18 protein-coding genes are annotated in these 20,194 nt (G+C 72.7%); 9 read left to right on the top strand and 9 right to left on the bottom strand.

Annotated features, from left to right (window positions below):
- Nucleotides 1-22 precede the first annotated feature (22 nt).
- From HS041_RS24165 to HS041_RS24155, 3 genes are all read left to right on the top strand, one after another.
- On the top strand, nucleotides 23-379 hold the full coding sequence (locus HS041_RS24165) for a hypothetical protein (RefSeq protein ID WP_196443086.1): 357 nt from the start codon (nucleotides 23-25) through the stop codon (nucleotides 377-379).
- 89 nt (nucleotides 380-468) lie between these two features.
- Entirely contained in the window at nucleotides 469-1,908 is a 1,440-nt protein-coding gene (locus HS041_RS24160) for an aldehyde dehydrogenase family protein (RefSeq protein ID WP_196443085.1), read from the top strand.
- A gap of 87 nt (nucleotides 1,909-1,995) precedes the next feature.
- The gene (locus tag HS041_RS24155; protein WP_196443084.1) at nucleotides 1,996-4,197 is read left to right on the top strand and encodes an acyl-CoA dehydrogenase family protein; all 2,202 of its coding nucleotides are present in this window, start codon (nucleotides 1,996-1,998) and stop codon (nucleotides 4,195-4,197) included.
- 27 nt (nucleotides 4,198-4,224) lie between these two features.
- Here the strand turns inward: HS041_RS24155 and HS041_RS24150 are convergent, their stop codons facing one another.
- Nucleotides 4,225-5,457: a beta-1,3-glucanase family protein gene (locus HS041_RS24150; protein WP_196443083.1), complete on the bottom strand. Its 1,233-nt coding sequence runs from the start codon at nucleotides 5,455-5,457 to the stop codon at nucleotides 4,225-4,227.
- A 190-nt stretch (nucleotides 5,458-5,647) separates the two neighbouring features.
- The gene (locus HS041_RS24145) at nucleotides 5,648-6,076 is read right to left on the bottom strand and encodes an Lrp/AsnC family transcriptional regulator (RefSeq protein WP_196443082.1); all 429 of its coding nucleotides are present in this window, start codon (nucleotides 6,074-6,076) and stop codon (nucleotides 5,648-5,650) included.
- 137 nt (nucleotides 6,077-6,213) lie between these two features.
- On the opposite strand from HS041_RS24145, the gene HS041_RS24140 reads away from it, so the two are divergent.
- The gene (locus HS041_RS24140; protein WP_196443081.1) at nucleotides 6,214-6,747 is read left to right on the top strand and encodes an RBBP9/YdeN family alpha/beta hydrolase; all 534 of its coding nucleotides are present in this window, start codon (nucleotides 6,214-6,216) and stop codon (nucleotides 6,745-6,747) included.
- 79 nt (nucleotides 6,748-6,826) lie between these two features.
- Here HS041_RS24140 and HS041_RS24135 read toward each other — a convergent pair whose 3' ends face one another.
- Entirely contained in the window at nucleotides 6,827-7,525 is a 699-nt protein-coding gene (locus tag HS041_RS24135; protein ID WP_307845442.1) for a class F sortase, read from the bottom strand.
- Nucleotides 7,526-7,528: 3 nt separating this feature from the next.
- Nucleotides 7,529-8,158 (bottom strand): hypothetical protein, encoded by a 630-nt coding sequence (locus HS041_RS24130; protein ID WP_196443080.1) that lies wholly within the window; start codon nucleotides 8,156-8,158, stop codon nucleotides 7,529-7,531.
- A gap of 463 nt (nucleotides 8,159-8,621) precedes the next feature.
- Between HS041_RS24130 and msrB the strand changes: the two genes are divergently transcribed.
- The gene (gene msrB, locus HS041_RS24125; RefSeq protein ID WP_196443079.1) at nucleotides 8,622-9,023 is read left to right on the top strand and encodes a peptide-methionine (R)-S-oxide reductase MsrB; all 402 of its coding nucleotides are present in this window, start codon (nucleotides 8,622-8,624) and stop codon (nucleotides 9,021-9,023) included.
- A gap of 227 nt (nucleotides 9,024-9,250) precedes the next feature.
- Here the strand turns inward: msrB and HS041_RS24120 are convergent, their stop codons facing one another.
- From HS041_RS24120 to hemG, 3 genes are all read right to left on the bottom strand, one after another.
- Complete coding sequence (locus HS041_RS24120; RefSeq protein ID WP_196443078.1) at nucleotides 9,251-9,898, bottom strand: hypothetical protein; 648 nt, start codon at nucleotides 9,896-9,898, stop codon at nucleotides 9,251-9,253.
- Between the two features lie 120 nt (nucleotides 9,899-10,018).
- Nucleotides 10,019-10,726 (bottom strand): hydrogen peroxide-dependent heme synthase, encoded by a 708-nt coding sequence (hemQ, locus tag HS041_RS24115; RefSeq protein WP_374058872.1) that lies wholly within the window; start codon nucleotides 10,724-10,726, stop codon nucleotides 10,019-10,021.
- The gene (gene hemG, locus HS041_RS24110; RefSeq protein ID WP_196443077.1) at nucleotides 10,686-12,164 is read right to left on the bottom strand and encodes a protoporphyrinogen oxidase; all 1,479 of its coding nucleotides are present in this window, start codon (nucleotides 12,162-12,164) and stop codon (nucleotides 10,686-10,688) included. The genes hemQ and hemG overlap by 41 nt, the downstream gene beginning before the upstream one ends.
- A 157-nt stretch (nucleotides 12,165-12,321) precedes the next feature.
- Here hemG and HS041_RS24105 point away from each other — a divergent pair, with 157 nt between their 5' ends.
- Entirely contained in the window at nucleotides 12,322-13,386 is a 1,065-nt protein-coding gene (locus HS041_RS24105) for a DUF4349 domain-containing protein (protein ID WP_196443076.1), read from the top strand.
- Between the two features lie 44 nt (nucleotides 13,387-13,430).
- On the opposite strand, the gene hemE is transcribed toward HS041_RS24105, so the two are convergent.
- Nucleotides 13,431-14,468 (bottom strand): uroporphyrinogen decarboxylase, encoded by a 1,038-nt coding sequence (hemE, locus tag HS041_RS24100; protein ID WP_196443075.1) that lies wholly within the window; start codon nucleotides 14,466-14,468, stop codon nucleotides 13,431-13,433.
- A 698-nt stretch (nucleotides 14,469-15,166) separates the two neighbouring features.
- On the opposite strand from hemE, the gene HS041_RS24095 reads away from it, so the two are divergent.
- From HS041_RS24095 to abc-f, 3 genes are all read left to right on the top strand, one after another.
- Nucleotides 15,167-15,763, top strand: a complete 597-nt coding sequence (locus HS041_RS24095; RefSeq protein ID WP_196443074.1) for a DUF3000 domain-containing protein — start codon at nucleotides 15,167-15,169, stop codon at nucleotides 15,761-15,763.
- Nucleotides 15,760-16,986: a ribonuclease D gene (locus tag HS041_RS24090; RefSeq protein WP_196443073.1), complete on the top strand. Its 1,227-nt coding sequence runs from the start codon at nucleotides 15,760-15,762 to the stop codon at nucleotides 16,984-16,986. The genes HS041_RS24095 and HS041_RS24090 overlap by 4 nt, the downstream gene beginning before the upstream one ends.
- Nucleotides 16,987-17,313: 327 nt before the next feature.
- Nucleotides 17,314-18,957, top strand: coding sequence for a ribosomal protection-like ABC-F family protein (gene abc-f, locus HS041_RS24085; RefSeq protein WP_196443072.1), 1,644 nt, complete (start codon nucleotides 17,314-17,316; stop codon nucleotides 18,955-18,957).
- A gap of 120 nt (nucleotides 18,958-19,077) precedes the next feature.
- Here the strand turns inward: abc-f and HS041_RS24080 are convergent, their stop codons facing one another.
- A complete protein-coding gene (locus HS041_RS24080; RefSeq protein ID WP_196443071.1) occupies nucleotides 19,078-20,112 on the bottom strand; it encodes an ion channel in 1,035 nt (344 codons plus the stop codon).
- Between the last annotated feature and the right edge of the window lie 82 nt (nucleotides 20,113-20,194).

Genomic DNA, 20,194 nt, shown 5'->3' with positions numbered 1-20,194 from the left:
ATTAAAACGATATATCTCGAACATGACGACCTCTTCCCCCGGCGACGAGTTGCGCGCCACGGTCGCGGCCCGCCGCGACCTCGGTCCTGAATTCGAGGACTCCCTGATCGAGGGCTTCCTGGAGAAGGTGGATCTGGAGATCGACCGGCGGGTCGACGAACGGATCGAGACCCGGGCCCGCAGGATGGCTCCGGCGGTCCGCCCGTCGGTGGCCGCGGGGCAGCGGCTCGCGCTGGCGATCGTCTCCATGGTGCTGGGCGTGGGGGCCACGATAAGCCTCCCCTTCGCCGGATCGGACTTCACCTACCTGATCCTGATCGCGTGGGCGGGGATCGTCGGGGTGAACTTCGCCTTCGCCAAGGGCGGCCAGCACCGGTAGGCCGGCGGACGGGCACCGCCTTCCCCTCTCGCATCAAGCAAGCGTACGCTTGGTCAGGTTTCCTGTACGGCTGACGCGGGAGGAGAAGAGTGAACGAGTACCGCAACCTCATCGGCGGGCGGTTGATGCCCGCCGCCGACGGCCGCACGCTGGACTCGGTCAACCCGGCCACCGGCGAGGTGTGGGCCCGGATCCCGGCGAGCGGGAAGGCCGACGCCGAGGCGGCCGTGGCGGCGGCGCGCGCCGCGTTCCCGCAGTGGTCGGCCATGCCCGCGCTCGGCCGGGCCCACTTCCTGCGCCAAGTGGCGGGGGTCTTCACCCGGCACGCCGAGGAGCTGGCCAGGATCGAGACCACCGACAACGGGCGCATCCTGCGCGACACCCTGAAGAAGGACCTGCCCGGCATGGCCCACCTGTGGCAGATCGCCGCAGGGCAGGTGCTGGACGCGGTCAGGGGCGAGACGGTGATCCTCGGCCCCGGCAGCACGGGCCTGACCCTGCGGGAGCCGTACGGCGTGGCGCTGTGCATCATCCCGTGGAACTCCCCCGTCTCCACCTTCTCCGCCAAGGCGGCCTACGCGCTCGCGGCGGGCAACACCGTCATCGTCAAGCCCGCCGAGCAGGCCTGCGCATCCGTGCTGCGGCTGGGCGAACTCCTGGCCGAGGTGCTCCCGCCGGGCGTGCTCAACATCGTCAGCGGCCTGGGGGAGGACGTGGGCGACCCGCTGGTCCGGCACCGCGGGGTCAACAAGGTCAGCCTCACCGGCTCGACCCAGACCGGCCAGGCCATCACCCGGGCCAGCGCCGACGCGCTCAAGCCGCTCACCTTCGAGCTGGGCGGCAAGTCGCCCAACATCGTCTTCGCCGACGCCGACCTCGACGCGGCGGCCCAGGGCGTGACGGTCAACTCGGTCTACACCGGCAACGCCGGCCAGGTCTGCGTGGCCGGGTCCCGGATCCTGATCCACCGCCCGGTCTGGGACGAGATGATCGGGCGGATCACCGCCATCGCCGGGAACATCACGCTGGCCGACCCGCTCGACCTGGCCACCACGATGGGCCCGATCGTCTCCGCCGGGCAGTACGAGCGGGTCACCTCCTACCTGGAGATCGCCGAGAAGGAAGGCGCCGAGCTGGTGTTCGGCGGCCGGGCGGGGGCCGAGGTGGTGCCGTCCATGCCCGGCGGCTACTGGGTGGCCCCCACCCTGTTCACCACCTCCGACAACTCCCTGCGGATCTGCCAGGAGGAGATCTTCGGTCCGGTCGCGGTGGCGATCCCGTTCGACACCGACGACGAGGCGCTGGCGATCGCCAACGACTCCTCCTACGGTCTGGCGGCGGGCGTGTGGACCCGCGATCTGGGCCGGGCCCACCGGTTCGTCCGCGACCTGCAGAGTGGGACGGTCTGGGTGAACACCTTCCGGCAGATGCCGCCGGGGCTGCCCTTCGGCGGCGTCAAGGACTCCGGCTACGGGCACGACGCGGTGCTGGAGTACACCCGGGAGAAGGCGGCGATCATCCAGGTCTGAGACCCGGAGCCGGGGCGCGCGGGCCGCCCCGCCACGGGTGCGCGGGCGGGGCTTACAACGAACCGAATAATGTTCTAGAGTCTGTCCATGGGCATCGGGATCACTGAGGAGCACCGGGCGCTGGCCGCCTCCGTCCACGGCTTCGCCGAGCGGAACATCACGGTCCGCGGCATGGATCACGAGCCGTTCCGTGCCGCACTGGCCGCGCAGGGACTGTTCGGACTGCACCTGCCCGAGGAGTACGGCGGGCAGGGTGGCGGCCTGCTGGAGCTGGCCGTGGCCCTGGAGGCGCTCGGCGAGCGCTGCGCGCCCGGCTCCTTCCTCCCCACGGTCCTGGCCTCCGCGATCATCTCCCGCTCCGGGTCCGCGCACGGCCTGCTCCCGGCCCTGGCGCGCGGCGAGCTGACCGCCGCCGTCGTCCTGCCCGGGGGCTCCCGCGCCGCCCGTCCCACCCCGCCGGACGAGCGTGCCGGGGTCTCGGTGACCGCGCTGGGCTCCCCCGGCGCGGACCTCTTCGTCCTGCCGCTCTCCGACGGCCGGTGGGTCGCCCTGGACCGCGCGGACTGCGCCGCCGCGCCGCTGGAGGGGATCGACCTCACCCGGCCGCTGGCGACGGTCTCGGCGCGCGCCGTGCCGGACGAGCGGGTGCTGGACGGGGTCACCATGGGCTCGGTGAACGGCCTGGCCGCCGTCCTGCTCGGCGCCGAGGCGTGCGGCGTGGCCGCCTGGGCGGTGACCGCAGCCGCGGACCACGCCAAGGTCCGCCGGCAGTTCGGCCGCCCGATCGGTCAGTTCCAGGGCGTCAAGCACCGGTGCGCTGCCATGCTGGTCGCGCTCGAACAGGCCCGCGCCGCCGTGTGGGACGCCGCCCGCGCCCTCGACGGACGGGGCCCCGCCGGGGGCCCTGCGCAGGCCACACTCCCCGCCGGGGACCCTCCGGGGAACCCCCCGGCCGTCACGACCCCCGCGAAGCGGCTGGACGACGGCGTCCTCCTGGCGGTGACGGTGGCCGGGGTGCTGGCCCCGGACGCCGCCGTCCGGTGCGCGGCGGACGCCATCCAGATCCTGGGCGGGATCGGCTACACCTACGAGCACGAAGCCCACCTGTACTACCGCCGCGCCCTGGCGCTGCGGGCGCTGGGCGGCGACCCCGGCGAGCACGCCGAGCGCGCGGCCCGGCTGGCCGCCGCCGGAGTCCGCCGGGACATGGAGCCGGACCTGCCGCAGGAGGCCGGGGCGTTCCGGCAGGAGGTCCGGGCCGCCGTCGCCTCGCTGGCCGCCGACGAGCCGCTCACCCGGCTGTCCCGCCTGGCGTCCGGGGGCTGGATCATGCCGTACCTGCCCGAGCCGTGGGGCCGCGCCGCGTCCCCGCTGGAGCAGGTCGTCATCCACCAGGAGTTCCGCGCCGGGGGCGTCGGCCGGCCCAACCTGGGCATCGCCGCCTGGGCCGTGCCGTCGATCGTCCGGTACGGCACGCGGGAGCAGCAGGAGCGCTTCCTGCCGAAGACCTTCACCACCGAGCTCACCTGGTGCCAGCTGTTCAGCGAGCCCGGCGCCGGGTCCGACCTGGCGTCCCTGTCCACCAAGGCCGTCCGGGTCGAGGGCGGCTGGTCGCTGAGCGGACAGAAGATCTGGACCTCCCTGGCCCAGTACGCGCACTGGGGCATCTGCCTGGCCAGGACCGACCCCGACGCCCCCAAGCACGAGGGCATCACGTACTTCCTGGTCGACATGTCCTCCCCCGGCGTCACCGTCCGCCCGCTGAAGGAGATCAACGGGGAGGAGATCTTCAACGAGGTCTTCCTCGACGACGTCTTCGTCCCCGACGACCTGGTCGTCGGGGAGGTCAACCGGGGGTGGAGGGTCGCCCGCGACACCCTCTCCCACGAGCGCGTCGCCCTCGGCGACTCCTGGGGCCCGGGCTCCCGGCACACCGACATGGTCACGCTGATCGGCGAGCTCGGCGGCCCGCAGGCCCTGCGCCCCGCGGCCGTGGAGCAGGCCGGTCGCATGTGGGCCGAGGGGCAGGCCATCTCGGCCCTGGGCCTGCGGGTCACGCTCTCCCAGCTGTCGGGCGGCGACCCGGGGACCGCCTCCAGCGTCCGCAAGCTCCTCGGCATGCGCCACTCCCAGGGGATCTCGGAGTTCTGCTGGTCGCTCGCGCCCGCCTCGCCGTACTGGAACCGGATGATCCTCACCACCCGTGCCTTCACCATCGGCGGCGGCACCACCGAGGTCCAGCTCAACATCATCGCCGAACGCGCCCTGGGCCTGCCCCGCGACCCCTGAGCCGTGCCCGGGGCGGCCGGGGCGGCCTCAGAAGGGGGTGAGCGTGATCCCGGCCGAGCGCGGGGAGCCGTCGTGGACCAGGGACTCGAAGTGCCCGACGTCGTCGAAGGCGAAGCCGTAGGCCTTGCCGTCGGCGGAGTGCGCGTGCAGCTTCCTGGAGTAGTGGTCGGTGACGGTCCCGGTGTAGAACCGCGCGGGGTCCCTGGTCGGCTGGGTGTGGAGACGGCCGAGCGTGGAGCGGTGCAGCGCGGCGCAGAGCGTGCGGGCGATCGGGCCGACCACGGGGTCGTTGGGCGCGTGGAGCCGGCCGTCGCAGCCGAAGACGTCCTTGGTGGAGGGCCGGGGGAAGGAGGCCACCCTGGCGCCCGAGGCGTCGGTGAAGTGCATCACGCCGGAGGCGTCGGTCCGGCCGAGGAACTTCCTGCCGGGCTCGTTCTCGAACGGCACGACGGTCAGCGTCCTGCTCCGGTAGGTCGTCCAGGTCTGCCGGATGTAGCCGTCCAGGTAGGTGGGGCTGAACAGGCCGGTGTCGATGCCCTTGTGCGGCGAGAGCACCCGCAGCCGCGTCCCGTCGGCGCGGCGGTAGATCAGTTTGGCCCAGTCCCCCGGCTGGTTCCTCACGGCGTCGAAGATGCGCTCGCGGCCGTTCGCCACCAGGTCCCCGGTCCGCTTGCGCGTGCCGTCGCCGCCGGTCACCTCGACCGCCTGGGGGACGCTGAACATGTCCACCATCGAGGTGTTGAGCCACAGGCCGCTGCCGTTGTAGGTGAACTCGGTCCAGTCGAACAGGATGTCGCGGTTGGGGTCGCCCGGCGCCCACGGCGCAGGCTGCACGAACCCGTCCGGGGTGAGGAGGAACGTGAGCTTCGCGCCGAAGGAGACGTAGACCCGGCCGGACATGCCGAGCGGGAGCCGGAGCGTCTTGGCCGCTCCCCCGGCCGGTCCCGGGATGGCCGCGTCCGGCGCGGGGCTGGGCGGGATCGAGCCGGCCGGCCACGGGGTGAACGCGCCGCCCGCGTTCGCGTATCCGAGCCTGCCGGTGGCGAGGTCCGTGCCGAGCACGTAGACGTAGACCTGCTCCCCCCGCCCCGAGCGGTTGGTGACGGTCAGCGGCAGCAGGCTCGGCGGCGCGGTCCTGCCCGCCGCCGGAGCCGCGGGAGCGGCCGCTTCTCCCGACGCCGCCGGAGCCGCCGCCAGGAGGGCGGGCAGGCTCAGGACCGCTGCGGCGAGGCCGCGGAGGGTCTTCCGTCCGATACTCATAAGCGACTCCTCGATCGACTACTGACCAGTCGCAGCATAGAGAGCGCTCTCCATAGGAAAATGGGCTTAAGTAAGATTTAAACCACTTATAAGAGAGCGCTCTCCAACATGGGCCCTGACCGGTGGCCGACGCGGCCCGCCTCCCGGTCACCTGATGCGCGCGTCGCGCGCCGGGACGGCCTCTGTCCGCCTACGGCGCGATCGGCTTGGTCTCGTAGGTTCGGAGGACCAGGGACGTGGCGACGGGGCCGAGGCGGGCGATGCCGTCGACGATGGCCTCGAGGCGGCCGGCGCTCGGGACGTAGACGTCGATCAGGAAGCAGTCCTCGCCGGTGAGCCGGTAGACGTTGACGACCTCGGGCAAGCGCGCGAACAGGTCGAGGGACGCGGCGATGCGGGCGTGGCTCGTGCGCAGCCGGATCACGGCGTGGATGCCCAGGCCGAGCCTGGCGGGGTCGACGACGGCCCGGTATCCGGTGATGACCCCGGACTGCTCCAGGCGTTTGATGCGCGCCGACACGGCCGGCTGGGAAAGGTTGACCCGCCGGCCGATCTCGGTGACGCCCAGGCGTCCCTCGGTCTGCAGGATGGCCAGGATCGCCCGGTCGACCGGATCCAATGAAATCGACGTCTCGTCCGCTTTCGGCCTTCCAATCATCGGGGGGAAGCGACTCTACGCGATCGTCCGCCCATACTGACGCTCCGAACCCCGTATCGGGGCCCCGGACGACGATGGGACGAGAAGCCGTGCACTATGTGATCATTCCTGGGATCAACGGCTCGGACGAGGATCACTGGCAGACCGCGTGGCAGACCGAGTGGGGGCCGTCCGCTTCCCGGATCGCGCCGTCCTCGTGGGACGAGCCGGACCTGGACGACTGGTGCCAGGCGATCGACCGGGCGGTCGACCGGGTCGCCGACGCGGTGCTGGTCGCCCACAGCCTCGGCTGCCTGGCGGCGGCCTCCTGGGCGACCCGGCGCCGTCCGGGCATCCGCGGACTGTTCCTCGTCGCCCCGCCGGACGGCACCGGACCGAACTTCCCCGCCGCCTCCGCCCCCGCCTTCACGGCCGTGAAGGCGACCCCGCTCGACGTACCGGGCCTGGTCGTCTCCAGCGACGACGACCCGTACTGCACCCCGGCCGCCGCAGAGCGCCTGGCCACGGGCTGGAGGTTCGACCGCGTCGGCGCCGGCTGCGCAGGCCACGTCAACTCGGCCAGCCGACTCGGAACCTGGAGCTTCGGACGTGCCCTGCTCACGGCGTTCACGGCCGGCGCCGCCCGGCGCTGACACCGGGAGACCGCCGCCCGTGTCACGACGCACGCGGACCCGCGCTCGCCGGAACCGGCCTCGCCGGCCCCTGCCGGGATCAGCGGGGCGGGTGGTAGGCGCGCACCAGGTGGGCGTAGACGATCGTGTTGCCCCGGTAGCTGTGGGCCGTACGGTCGAAGGCGCCGCCGCAGGTGACCAGGCGCAGTCCGGGATACTTCACGTCGCCGTAGACGCGCGCCGAGGGGAAGTCCTTCTTGGCGACGTGCTCGCGCCTGTCCACCACGAAGACGGCGACCGAACCGTCGGAGCGCATGATCTGGACCTGGTCGCCCCTCCTCACCTTGTCGAGCCGGGCGAAGACCGCGGGGCCGGTGCGGGTGTCGAAATGGCCGGTGATGACGGCGGGACCGCGCTGGCCGGGGGTGGGACCGTAGCGGTACCAGCCGGCGATGTTGGCCGGGTCCAGCGGCGGGTTCTCGATGGCCCCCGTGGCGTCGAGACCGAGCTGCATCAGCGGGGCCGCCACCCCGATCCTGGGGATGTAGACGGCCGTGGGGACGGATTCGCCCATCGGCCGGGCGAACGTGCGGATCAGCACGTCGGCGGGCTCGGTCAGGGAGGGCGGGCGGCGCGGGATGTTGGTGGGCACCGCGGACTGCCCGGCGGCCACCGGCGCGGAGCCCCCGCCGGAGATCATTCCGCTGATGCCGGACCAGATCAGCAGGAGTCCGGCCGCGGTGGCCGCGACCGCGCCGCCGAGGGCGAGCCGCCGGGTCCGGTGAGGCGTCAGGGGCACCGGTTACGCTTCGCCCGCCCGGCGCCGTACGGCGAAGCCGGCCAGGCCCGCACCGAGCAGCAGGGCCGCGCCGCCCACGGCGAAGGGCCAGGTGGCGGCATCCGCGACGAGGCCGCCGGCACCGGTCTGCGGGGCGCCGGCGGGGATCTTCTGCTTCTTCTCACCGGCCGGCACCCAGGGGCCGGCCGGCAGGGAGGCCGGGCCGCTGGAGAACGTCTCGCCCGGGGCGGCGGACCAGCCGCCGGAGGACCCGTCCGGCAGGGGGATGCTCGCGAAGCTCTCATCGGAGGACGGCTCCCGGGGCCAGGAGTCGTCACCGGAGTCCGGGCCGGAGCCGTCGCCGGAGTCCGGGCCACTGGAGAACGATTCTCCCGGCGAGGACGCGCCGTCGTGCACCCCGCCGTCGTGCACCCCGCCGCCGTCGGCCCACGGATCGTCGCCCGGCACGAGTCCCCCCGACTCGGACTCGCACGGCGACAGGGTCTTCTCGCAGGTGGCCGAGACGGCGTGCCCCCGCGCCGGAGAACTCTGGGCGGTGGCCGTGCCGACCCCGGCCGCCATGCCGACCCCGCCGACCGCGAAGGCCGTCACCGCACCCGCCGCCGCCAGACGCCGCACTCCCGCGATAGCCACAGCTCTACTCCCGGTGCCGTCGAATCCCGCATGCCCCGATGTACGGCAGAGCTTCGCCAATTATTGGACCAGGAGTCAAGTAATGTAATCGAAGTGAAACCGGTCACTTACTCGGCGCTCCGGCGAGTGGATGACGTCACGGGCGCGGTGGGCGCGGAGCGGACGCGAGGGGTCATCGGGAGGGGGCGGGTCCGTCCCGGAGTCACCGCGGCGGCGGGACCGGGCTCTCGACGGGACGGACCGCTCGACCACCCGTCCCGCTCTCCGGTTCCGGGCGCTGGCGCGCCACCCGGCCGGCGGCATTCGACCGTCCCTCGATCTCCTGGACGGCGGACGGATGGTCTCATCCCTTCATCTGGAAGGTGAAAACCTCCCACGCCAACAAAGACGCTATATCGGGCGCGAAAGGATGCTTCGCCCTCAAGATTTTCTTCCGTCCGGGACGGTCGCGTAGAGTCGGGCCATGGACAAGGTGGTCAAGAGCGACGCCGAGTGGCGCGTCCAGCTCACTCCCGAGGAGTTCCGCGTGCTCCGCCAGGCGGGCACGGAGCGTCCCTTCACCGGAGAGTACGTCGACACCAAGACCGTGGGCGTCTACGCCTGCCGCGCCTGCGGAGCCGAGCTGTTCCGCTCGGAGACCAAGTTCGACAGCCACTGCGGCTGGCCCAGCTTCTACGAGCCGTCCGCGTCGGAGGCGATCACCCTGATCGAGGACCGCTCCATGGGGATGGTCCGCGTCGAGGTCCGCTGCGCCCGCTGCGACTCCCACCTCGGCCACGTGTTCCACGGTGAGGGCTACGCCACGCCCACCGACGACCGCTACTGCATCAACTCCGTCTCGCTGAGGCTGGAAGCCACCGCCTAGGACGGAATTTCCCTGCTCGGCGATGGGACGAGTGCGTGTCGCGCGCGGACGAATTCGGTTACGTTCGGCATGCGGTCATATCCGCACTGTGATCTTCGTTGCAAGGAGCCCCCGTGCACCTCCGGCACCGATGGGAGATCGTCGAGACCATCGGCAGGGTGATCACCCAGCGCTGCGCGGTCTGCGGCAAGACCCGCATCCGGGTGAGGTGAGCCCCGCGGCGCCCCTCAATCCCCCGGCTCGGGGTGGGTGACCCGGCAGGTGGAGTCGTCGGGGCCGAGCACGTTGGCGAGGATGGGGTTGCCGTTCTCACCGAACTCCGCCTGAACGAAGATCACGGGATCGTCCACGCCGAGCTCCTCGACGAGGTAGTCGCGGCCCGTCTCACACAGTTCCAGCGCCTGCCTGGAGTTGTCCGCCGACTCCGGCATATCCGTATATATCCGGAGATAGCCGCCGACCATGCGGATGTCCTTCACCCGGTTGGCCGCCTTGCTCTGCCGGAAGTAGGCCACGGCCTCGGGGTCGGTGTGCTTGGACGGCCCCTCGGCCCGGGCTTCCCGCTCCGGCTGCTTTTCGGCCTTCTCCCGCTCGCCTCCGGACCCGCCCGTCTCGGACCCGCCCGTCTCGGCGGTCGCCACCGGAGCCCCCCCGCCCCGGGTCACGGACGGCAGGGGCGGCACCGCCCGCGCCGTCTCCGTCCGCGGGGCCGCGCCGATCACCGTCGCGCCGGTCACCGGATCGGCTCCGAACAACGCCCCGCCGACGGCGAGGCCCGCGACCGTCACCGCCGCCACCCCGGCGGACACCTCCAGCGCCCATGACCTGGTCTTCTTCTTGCGCCGGGCGCCCCCGCGCCGCCTGGAACGCGCCAATCCTTCGCCCCTCGTCATCGCCGGCCTCACAAGACAGGAGATTTTTCCCGAGTATGGCAAAGATTCGGTACGGCTCCAGGCGTTTCGCGAGACTTCCCGCGGCCTCCCCCGGAGCGGCCCCTACGGCAGGGCGGCGATCAGCTCCCTGACGGGCTTGCGGATGCCGGTGTAGAAGGGGATCTCCTCCCGGGTGTGCCGCCGGGCCTCGGCCCCGCGCAGGGTGCGCATGAGGTCGACGATGCGGTGCAGCTCGTCGGCCTCGAAGGCGAGCATCCACTCGTAGTCGTTCAGAGCGAAGCAGGCGACGGTGTTGGCCCGGACGTCGGGGTAGTCGCGGGCCATCATGCCGTGCTCGGCGAGCATCCGGCGGCGGTCGGCGTCGTCCAGGAGGTACCACTCCAGGGAGCGGACGAACGGGTAGACGCACACGTAGCCGCGGGGCTCCTCCTCGGCGAGGAAGGCCGGGATGTGCGACTTGTTGAACTCCGCCGGGCGGTGCAGGGCCATCACCGACCAGACCGGCTCGGTCAGCCGTCCGAGGTCGGTGCGGCGGAAGCGGGAGTAGGTCTCCTGCAGGTCCTCGGGGGTCGGCGCGTGCCACCAGAACATGACGTCGGCGTCGGCCCGGAACCCGGCCACGTCGTAGACACCGCGGGTGACGACGTCCTTCTCGGCCATCTGGGCCAGCAGGTCCTCGACCTCGTCGGCCAGCCCCTCCCGGTTGCCCGGGCAGCTGTCGCGCAGCCTGAAAACCGACCACATCGTGTAGCGGATCACCTGGTTCAGGTCACGCGCCTTGGGCCGCTGGTTCGCGTCCGTCGTCCTCACCCCTCGAAAACGTCTCGTTTCTCCGCTGCCATTGTCTCGCGGGATCCAGGTGGTCCAGAATCCGGGCCGCCGCCGTACGGGCGGTGGAGATGCAGGCCGGAATGCCGACGCCGTCGTAGGCGGCACCGCACACCGCCAGGCCGGGCTGGGCCGCGATCGCGGCCCGGACGCGGGCGACCCGGTCCAGGTGGCCCACGTTGTACTGCGGCAGGGATCCGCCCCAGCGGGTCACCCGGGAGTCGCGGGGCAGCCCGCGCACGCCCGCGACCGCGGCCATCTCGGCCATCGCCAGGGCGACCAGCTCGGCGTCGTCGCGCTGGAGCAGCGCCTCCTCGCCGAGGCGGCCGATCGAGCAGCGCAGCACGATCAGGTCGGGGTCGGCCTCGGCCAGGTGCGGCCACTTGACCGAGCTGAACGTGGCGGCCTTGACCGGACGCCCCTCGACGGGCGGGACCAGGTAGCCGCTGCCGGCCGGGAGCTGGGGGAAGGCGGCGCGCGGGTAGGCGAGGGTGACGATGGCCATGCTGGCGTACTCGATGCGGGCCAGCTCCGCCGCGGCCCTGGGCACCTCGCCGGCGAGCAGGCGTCCCGCCGCGGGGGCGGGAACCGCGATGACCACCGCGTCGGCCTCGATGATCTCCGGGGCGGGCACCGGTCCGGCGACCAGCCGCCAGCCGCTCTCGGTGCGGCGCATCTCCCGGACCGTCACCCCGGTCCTGATCTCCGCACCCGAGGCGGCGGCGACCGCCTCGGGCAGGCTGCCCATGCCGCGCCGCAGCGTGGCGAAGACCGGCCCGGCGTCCTTGGGCGTCTCCGCGGCGATCTTCCGGGCGGCGGCGAGCAGCGAGCGCTCGGAACGCGCGACGGCGGCGATCCTCGGCATCGTCGCGTCGAGGGAGAGCGCCTCGGCCCGGCCGGCGTAGACGCCGCCGAGGATCGGCTCGATCAGCCGGTCGACCACCTCACCGCCCATGCGGGCACGGATGTAGGCGGCCACGGAGACGTCGGTGGTGACGAGCATGGGCGGGAGGATCTGGTCCAGCGGCACACGGGCCAGGCCGCCGGGGCTGAGGACTCCCGAGGAGGCCAGCGCGGCCAGGTCGGACGGGACGCCCATGACCTGCCCCTTCGGCATGGGCCGCAGCGAACCCCTGGTCAGGAGGGAGGCCTGGGCGGCACCGGGATGCCGCAGCTCGTCACCGAGCCCGATCATCCTGGCCAGGTCCTTGCCTTCCGGCCGCCGCACGAGCATCGCCTCGGCACCGGCGTCGACCGGGAGCCCCGCGACCTCGCTCACGTGGAGCTTGCCGCCGATCCGCCTGGCGCCGTCGAGGACGGTCACCCGGACGTTCTCACCGCCCTGCCGGAGGTACCAGGCGGCGGTCAGGCCCGCGATCCCGCCACCGACGACCACGACATGGCTCCGGTTCCCTTCCATGACTCCTGACCGTACCGCCCCTCCACGCCGCTCGTGTCAAGGGTCTGCGCCGCGGTCCCCCTGCATGGGGCCGCCGTGATCCCCCGGCATGGAGAACGTGACGGCATCGTGACTGCCCGCATCAAACCGCGCCGTCGGAGACGTCGTCTTGATGGGTATGAACAGATTCCGGTACGGCCCGCGCCTGGCGGTCCCTCTCATGTGCATGGTGGTGCTCGCGTCCGCGTGCGGGGGCTCGGAGCGCTCGGCGGATTCGGAGGCGGCCGCTCCGGCCGCCCCCGCCGCTACGTCCCAGGGGGACGCGGCGCCCCGGGCGGCCGACGGCGCGGAGAGCGGCGCCGGGGATGCCCCCGGCTCGGCGAAGGCCGGGCAGGCGGAGCGGGTGCAGGCGGTCCCGACCGACCGGGCCATCGTCTACACCGCGCAGATGACCGTCCGCGTGAAGGACGTCGTCGCCGCGTCCGACAAGGCCAAGCAGATCGTCACCGCGGCCGGGGGCTATCTCGCCCAGGAGAGGTCGGACGCCTTCGACGGGGGTGAGGCGTCCTCCACGATGGTCTTCAAGATCCCGCCCGCGGGCTACTCCGGCATCCTCGGCCGGCTCGGCAAGGAGCTGGGCAAGCGGGAGTCGGTCCAGCAGAACACCGAGGACGTCACCGAGGAGGTCGCCGACGTCGAGAGCCGCCTGAAGTCGTCGCGGTCCGCGCTGGAGTCGCTGCGCGCGCTGCTGAAGCGGGCGGACACGATCGGCCAGGTGCTCGAGGTCGAGCGGGAGATCGGCAACCGCGAGGCGGAGCTGGAGTCGCTCCAGGCCCGGCAGAAGAAACTGGCCTCGCTGACCAGCATGGCGACGCTGACGCTGAACATCGCCGGCCCGGTGGCCGAGGTGCCCCAGCCGCCGGAGGAGGAGCCGGGGGGCTTCCTCAGCGGCCTGAAGGCGGGCTGGGAGGCCTTCGTCACGGCGCTGCGGATCGGCCTGACGGTCCTCGGGGCGCTGCTTCCCTGGCTGCTCGTGATCGCGCCCGTCTGGCTGGGGATTCACTTCCTGCTCCGCCGCGGCAGGAGGAGCCGCCCGGCGCCGCCCGGACCGCCGCCGGGCGGGCCGTCGTCCTTCGGCCCGACGCCCCCGCCGTCCGAGGGCACGGCGGCCGCGGAACCGGACGAGGAGGACGCCGGCAGACCCGTGCAGGGTGCCGGGGCGGGTCCGCGCGCCACACCGTAGACCGGTGGCCGGTGCGCCCCTGGCCCGCTTGACGCGGGCCGGGGTCAGCCCGCGGAGGCCTGGTGGACGAAGTCGGTGAGACGGGCGAGCTGGTCGGGGTCGGTCCCGGGCAGCACGCCGTGGCCGAGGTTGAAGACGTGGCCCTCCGCCGTGGCGCCCCGGGCGAGGATGTCGGCCGCGCGGCGCTCGACGACCTCCCACGGGGCGAGCAGGATCGCCGGGTCGAGGTTGCCCTGGAGCGCCTTGCCGGGGCCGACCCTCCGGGCGGCCTCGTCGAGCGGGACCCGCCAGTCGACGCCGACCACGTCGGCTCCGGCCTCGCCCAGCAGGCCGAGCAGCTCGCCGGTGCCGACGCCGAAGTGGATGCGCGGCACGCCCGTCTCCGCCATTCCGGCGAAGATCCGGCTGGTGTAGGGCAGGACGAACTCGCGGTAGTCCTCCGGCGCGACCGCGCCGACCCAGGAGTCGAACAGCTGGACGGCGGAGGCTCCCGCGGCGACCTGGACGCGCAGGAAGCCGAGGGTGATCTCGGTCAGCCGGTCCATCAGGGCGTGCCAGAGGTGCGGCTCGCCGTACATCATCGCCTTGGTGTGGTCGTGGTTCTTGGAGGGGCCGCCCTCGATGAGATAGGAGGCGAGGGTGAACGGCGCGCCCGCGAAGCCGATGAGCGGGGTCGGCCCCAGCTCACCGGTGAGGGCGCGGATCGCCTCGGTGACGTAGGCGACGTCGTCGGGCTCGATCGGGCGCAGCGTGCCGACCGCGGCGGCGTCCCTGATCGGGGCGGCCACCACCGGGCCGACGCCGGGCTTGATGTCGAGGTCGACCCCGATCGCCTTGAGCGGCACCACGATGTCGCTGAAGAAGATGGCCGCGTCCACGCCGTAGCGGCGGACCGGCTGCATCGTGATCTCCACGATCAGGTCGGGGGTGGCGCAGGCGGTGAGCATCGGCACCCCGCCGCGCACGGCCCGGTATTCCGGCAGCGAGCGGCCCGCCTGGCGCATGAACCACACCGGCGTGCGGGAGGCGGGCCGGCGGCGGCAGGCGCGCAGGAACGGGGAGTCGGCAAGCTCGGGATTCACCCCCCCAGGGTGCCATGCCACGGGGCCGGTCCGCGCATCACGTCCCCTCACCGGGTTCACCAGGACGAAATCGCCAGCTATGTCATGACACAGCACGTGAGAAGCCATAGGCAGCGTCAAGCCGCTCCGACGTTTGATTGTCACTGGTTTGAGCGATTCGTCCGGCAGGGCCGGCGTCACAGGACCGGCAGGAGAGGCGTTGGGACACAAAGCGATCATGTTTCCGGGTACAGTTCCTCCCATAGGCGAACCCGATCCGGCCCCCGGCCGGGCCAAATGTTCGCCAAATCACCGCGCGGCACCGATTCCGGCACCACTTTCAGGACACGCCGAGCACGTTGCGCGGAATTGTCGGCGCGACGTGCCAACGTCGGACCACGACCCGACGAAAGGCCCGTGCGATGACCACGATGTGGAGTTCGCCCGAACACCGCGGTGAGCGCTGCGCTTCCTGCGCCGGTGAGCGGGTTTTCGAGCAGCCCCCCTGCCTCGACGGCCACGAGCCGGGAGAGTGCCCCGAGTGGGCATGCGCCGAGTGCGGCCACGCGCTGATCCTCGGGGTTCCGGGTGGCGAGGTTCCGGGTGGCGAGGGCGCACCGGCCCCCGGCCGGTCGATGGCGTCGGTTTGATCGGCCTCCATGGCTCCTTCACACACCCCAGTGGTCCCCATGCACTCGATTTCGACCTACCCTTCCGATATGACCCTCGGTGACGCGCCGCCCGCTCCCGCCGCCTTCCGGCGCGCGGTGGCCAGCCTGCGCCCGGCGGAGGTCAGGCCGGAGATCGAGCTGGAGGACATCCCCGCGCCCCAGCGCCTGGCGCCCTACTCGGCCGCCATCGGCGCATCGGTCTACCGCGACGACGACGAACTCGCGGTCGGCCGCCTCATCGTGCTCTTCGACCCGGACGGTCAGCGCGGCTGGGACGGCCCGTTCCGCCTGGTCGCCTATGTCCGGGCGGACATGGAGCCGGAGATAACCGAGGATCCCCTGCTCGGCCCCGTCGCGTGGAGCTGGCTCACCGAGTCGCTCGACGCGCACGACGCCGGCTACGCCGCCGCGGGGGGCACCGTCACCAGAGCGGTCTCCGAGGGCTTCGGCAACAAGGCCGACGACCCGGTCACCACCGAGCTGGAGCTGCGCGCCTCCTGGTCGCCCCTGGAAGAGGACCTGTCCGGGCACGTCTCCGCCTGGTGCGACCTGATGTGCCTCGCGGCGGGCATCCCACCCCTCCCCCCCGACGTGGCGACCCTGCCGCCGCGCCGCCGCGAAGATCCGGAGCCCTTCAGAACGTGACCGACGAGACGACCATCGTTCCACTGCTGGAACCGCGAGAGGGCATCCCACCCGTCATCGAGGACCGGACCGGCCTCGCGGGCGTCGTGCGCGCCTTCGCCGCGGGCACCGGCCCGGTCGCCGTGGACGCGGAAAGGGCCTCCGGCTACCGCTACAGCGGCCGGGCCTACCTGGTGCAGCTACGCCGTGAGGGCGCGGGCAGCGCGCTGATCGACCCGGTCCGCTGCCCCGACCTGTCGGAGCTGGACGCGGCGCTGGAGGGCACCGAGGTGGTGCTGCACGCCGCCTCCCAGGACCTGCCTTGCCTGGCCGAGCTGGGCTTCCACCCGCGCGAGCTGTTCGACACCGAGCTCGCCGGGCGGCTGCTCGGCTACGAGCGGGTGGGACTCGGCATGATGGTGGAGAACGTCCTCGGGTTCCGGCTGGAGAAGGGGCACTCGGCCGCCGACTGGTCCACCCGCCCGCTGCCGGAAGACTGGCTGCGCTACGCGGCGCTCGACGTCGAGGTCCTGGTCGAGCTGCGGGACGTCCTGCACGAGGAGCTGAAGGCCTCCGGGAAGCTGGAGTGGGCGCGGGAGGAGTTCGCCTGGGTGCTGGCCCACAAGGCGCCGGTCGCGCGGTCGGACCCGTGGCGGCGCACCTCCGGCATCCACAAGGTCCGCTCGACGCGCGGACTGGCCGTCGTGCGGGAGCTGTGGACCCTCCGTGACGAGCTCGCCCGCGAAGCGGACCTGGCGCCGGGCAGGATGCTGCCCGACGCGGCGATCGTCACCGCCGCCATGGAGCTGCCCCGCACCACCAAGGCCCTCACCGACATCGCCCCGTTCACCGGGCGCAGCGCCCGCCGCCACCTGCGCGAGTGGCTGGCCGCGATCAACACCGCCCGTACGCTCCCGGAGTCCCAGCTGCCCCAGCCCAGCACCCCGGGCGACGGGCCGCCGCCCGCCAACCGCTGGATGGACCGCGATCCGGTGGCCGCCCGGCGGCTCGCCGCGGCCAGGACCGTGGTGGCCGCCCTCGCCGACGAGCACCACATGCCGACGGAGAACCTGCTCCAGCCGGATGCCGTGCGCCGCCTGACCTGGGAACCGCCCGAGGTCGTCGACGACGAGACCGTCGCCGCCCGCCTGCGCGAACTGGGTGCCCGCGAGTGGCAGATCCGGCTGACCGCCCACCCGGTGGCCAAGGCGCTGGGCCGGCTGGAGACGAAGGGCGACGTATAACCGGTCGCCCTCCGCCGGACCTCTTGAGTAAGATCAGATGCATGTGGTCTTTCTATGGATACGCGAACAGGCTGAGGTCTCTCTGACACGGTGAGCCGAGCTCCCGTGTCCTGACCGCGCCCGCCGCCACGGCGCGCGCCGTCGTCGCGTCATCCCGCCCACCGCCCTCCGCATCTCCCCGGGTCCGGCCCGGCTCCCGAAGCCCGCCGGACCCGTGGGCCCACGGATTCACGGGGCCACCGCGCCTTTTCGCCTGCGCGTGCGCCGTCCCCGTCTCCCGGCGGACGGGCCTCTCCCACCGGACAGACCGCATTCCCGGAGGCCATCGTGGCTCACCGCCCATCAGGAACCACTTTCCAGCTCACGCTCAGAGACGTGTCCAAGGCCTACGACGGCCGCACCGTACTCGACCGCGTGTCGTTCACCGTCCGCCCCGGCGAGAAAGCCGGTGTGATCGGGGAGAACGGCGCGGGCAAATCCACCCTGCTCCGCCTCCTCGCGAGTGAGGAGGCCCCCGACGGAGGGGACCTCGTCGTCACCGCCCCCGGCGGCGTGGGGCATCTGGGCCAGACCCTCGACCTGCCGCCGCACAGCTCGGTGCAGGACGTCGTCGACCGCGCGCTGCGCGACCTGCGCGACATGGAGCGCCGGATGAGGGAGGCGGAGGCGTCCCTCGCGGACGCCTCCGCCGACGAGCTCGCCGCCTACGGCGATCTGCTCACCTCCTACGAGGCACGCGGAGGCTACGAGGCGGACGCACGGGTCGACGCGGCCCTGCACGCCCTCGGCCTGGCGCACGTCGGGCGCGACCGGACGCTGGGCAGCCTGTCGGGCGGTGAGCAGTCCCGGCTCGCACTGGCGTGCGTGCTGGCCGCGGCGCCGGAGCTGCTCCTGCTCGACGAGCCCACCAACCACCTCGACGAGCGGTCGGTGACCTGGCTGGAGGAGAGGCTGCGGGCTTACCAGGGCACCGTCGTCACCGTCACCCACGACCGCTCCTTCCTGGAGCGGACCGCCACCGCGATCCTTGAGGTCGACCTCCGTACGGTGACCCGCTACGGCGACGGCTGGGACGGCTATCTGACCGCCAAGGCGGCCGCCAGGCGGCGCTGGGAGCAGGAGTACCGGGACTGGGCGGCCGAGCTGGACAGGCAGACGGAGCTGGCGGAGACGGGGGCGCGGCGGCTGGCCGCCGCCGTCCGCTCCGACGACCGGCCCAGGACGGCCGGCCACCGCCGTTCCCACGAGGCGGGCCTGTCCGGCCAGGTCCGCAACGCCCGCGAACGGCTGCACCGCTTGGTGGAGAACCCGGTGCCCCGCCCGCCGGACCCGCTCCGGTTCACCGCCAGGATCAGCGGGGGCGGCCCCTCCGCCTCCGGTGCCGAAGGCGGTCCCGTCGCCGCGATGAACGGCGTCCGGGTCGGCGACCGGCTGCGCGTCGAGAGCCTGAGTCTCGCCCCCGGCGAACGGATGCTGGTGACCGGGCCGAACGGTGCGGGCAAGACGACCCTGCTCCGGGTCCTGGCCGGCGAGCTGGTCCCGGAACGGGGGACGGTCCGTCGGCCCCGGCGGATCGGCTACCTCCGTCAGGAACTGCCCGTCTCCTCCTCCCGGCGCACCCTGCTCGGAGCCTTCGCCGAGGGACTGCCCGGCCCGCCCGAGGAGCACGCCGCCCGGCTGCTCGCGCTGGGACTGTTCGCCGGGGAGGACCTGGCCCGGCCCGTGGCGGCGCTCTCGGTCGGCCAGCGTCGGCGGCTGGAGCTGGCCCGGCTGGTGACCTTCCCGGCCGACCTGCTGATCCTGGACGAACCGACCAACCATCTTTCCCTCGCGCTGACGGAGGAGCTGGAGGAGGCGCTGGCGGAGTATCCCGGATCGCTGGTGGTGGTCTCGCACGACCGCAGGTTCCGCAGCGCCTTCACCGGGACCCGCGTCGCCCTGCGCGACGGCCGTCTCGTGACCGCCGCGTAGCCGGCCCCGGCCCGCACGGCGGCCGACGGCTCAGGAGGGCGGGCCGACGGGGCGGCCTCGGGCGGCTCTCCGACGATCGCGACGCCGTACCGGGAAGCGGGGGCGGCGTGCCGTACCCGGTCAGGGAGCCTCGCGCAGGGCCCCGGCGATCTCCTCGGGAGTGAGGCGGCGCGAGCTGACGTAGTAGAGGACGGCTCCCGGCGGGAGCTCGGTCTGCCAGCCCGGGTTGACCAGCAGCTCTCCACCGGCCCGTACGGCGAGCACGATGGCGCCGTGCCTGCGGCCGAGCGCGATCTGGCAGCGCTCCACCGGCACCGGTCCCGGCGAGTCAGGCAACCGCACGGAATAGGTGTTGGCGCCGCCGTGGGTCATCAGGTCGGTGTAGATGTCGGTGATCCCCGGGTCCTTCAGCTCCTCTGTGATCATGTGAGGGCTGTGCCATTGGACGCAGCTCACGGCCTCGTTGACGTAGCGCAGCGACTGGGCCCGGCCGAGGTCGCGCAGGGCGATGACCAGGTGGGCGCCTTCGGCGACGTGGTCGGCGGTGACGGCTACCGCCAGCGCCTCGTTGTCGTCGCGGGCGTCGACGAGCAGGCTGTGCGCCCGCTGCACGCCGGCCCGGCGCAGCACCTCCTCCGCGGTCAGGTCGCCGCGTACGAAGGTGACGTCGCGGTCGGGCATGGGGTTGGCCGGCACGTCGTCCCAGGCGCACAGGACGATCTCGCACGGCTCGTCGGCGACCAGCTCGTCCACGATGCGCTCGCTCCGCCCCGGCGTGTAGCCGAGCAGCACGATGTGGCCCGAGGCCTCCACGGTGACGGCACCCTGCATGCGTCGTCCCTTCGCTCGCTCCAGCACCGCCGCCAGCTTGGCGAACAGCGTCGTCAGCGCCGCGATGCCGCCGACGATGACGTACGCGCCGACGACGTGGCCGACGGCGGATTCGGGGTACAGGTCGCCGTAGCCGACGGTCGCGGCGGTGACCGTGAAGTACCACCAGTAGTTGGCCGGTTGGACGATCGCGCTGCCGACGGGCTCGGCGAGGGCCATCAGCGGCCAGCTCGTCGCGAAGACGACGACGAGCACGGCGACGGGTGTCCACCACGTCCCCAGCAGCCCGATCCGGGCCAGCAGGCGGACAATGAAGATCGGCACGCTTCTCCCCGCGGTACGGCGCCGCCCGTCTTCGATGGGCCGGCCGGCACGGAAACCACAATGAGGACTATCAGTATCAGAC

Origin of the sequence: Planomonospora sp. ID67723 (genome assembly GCF_015711605.1) — a bacterium.
Taxonomy (GTDB): domain Bacteria; phylum Actinomycetota; class Actinomycetes; order Streptosporangiales; family Streptosporangiaceae; genus Planomonospora_A.
The sequence above is the reverse complement of the archived record's forward strand: the minus strand, read 5'-3'. Positions and strand labels throughout refer to the sequence as shown.

What these genes read in the sequence shown, in the direction of transcription:
- HS041_RS24155 (WP_196443084.1), top strand. Translation starts at nt 1,996, where the DNA reads ATGGGCATCGGGATCACTGAGGAGCACCGGGCGCTGGCCGCCTCCGTC.
- HS041_RS24165 (WP_196443086.1), top strand. Translation starts at nt 23, where the DNA reads ATGACGACCTCTTCCCCCGGCGACGAGTTGCGCGCCACGGTCGCGGCC.
- hemG (WP_196443077.1), bottom strand. Translation starts at nt 12,164, where the DNA reads ATGGAAGGGAACCGGAGCCATGTCGTGGTCGTCGGTGGCGGGATCGCG.
- msrB (WP_196443079.1), top strand. Translation starts at nt 8,622, where the DNA reads ATGGACAAGGTGGTCAAGAGCGACGCCGAGTGGCGCGTCCAGCTCACT.
- HS041_RS24150 (WP_196443083.1), bottom strand. Translation starts at nt 5,457, where the DNA reads ATGAGTATCGGACGGAAGACCCTCCGCGGCCTCGCCGCAGCGGTCCTG.
- HS041_RS24105 (WP_196443076.1), top strand. Translation starts at nt 12,322, where the DNA reads ATGAACAGATTCCGGTACGGCCCGCGCCTGGCGGTCCCTCTCATGTGC.
- HS041_RS24095 (WP_196443074.1), top strand. Translation starts at nt 15,167, where the DNA reads ATGACCCTCGGTGACGCGCCGCCCGCTCCCGCCGCCTTCCGGCGCGCG.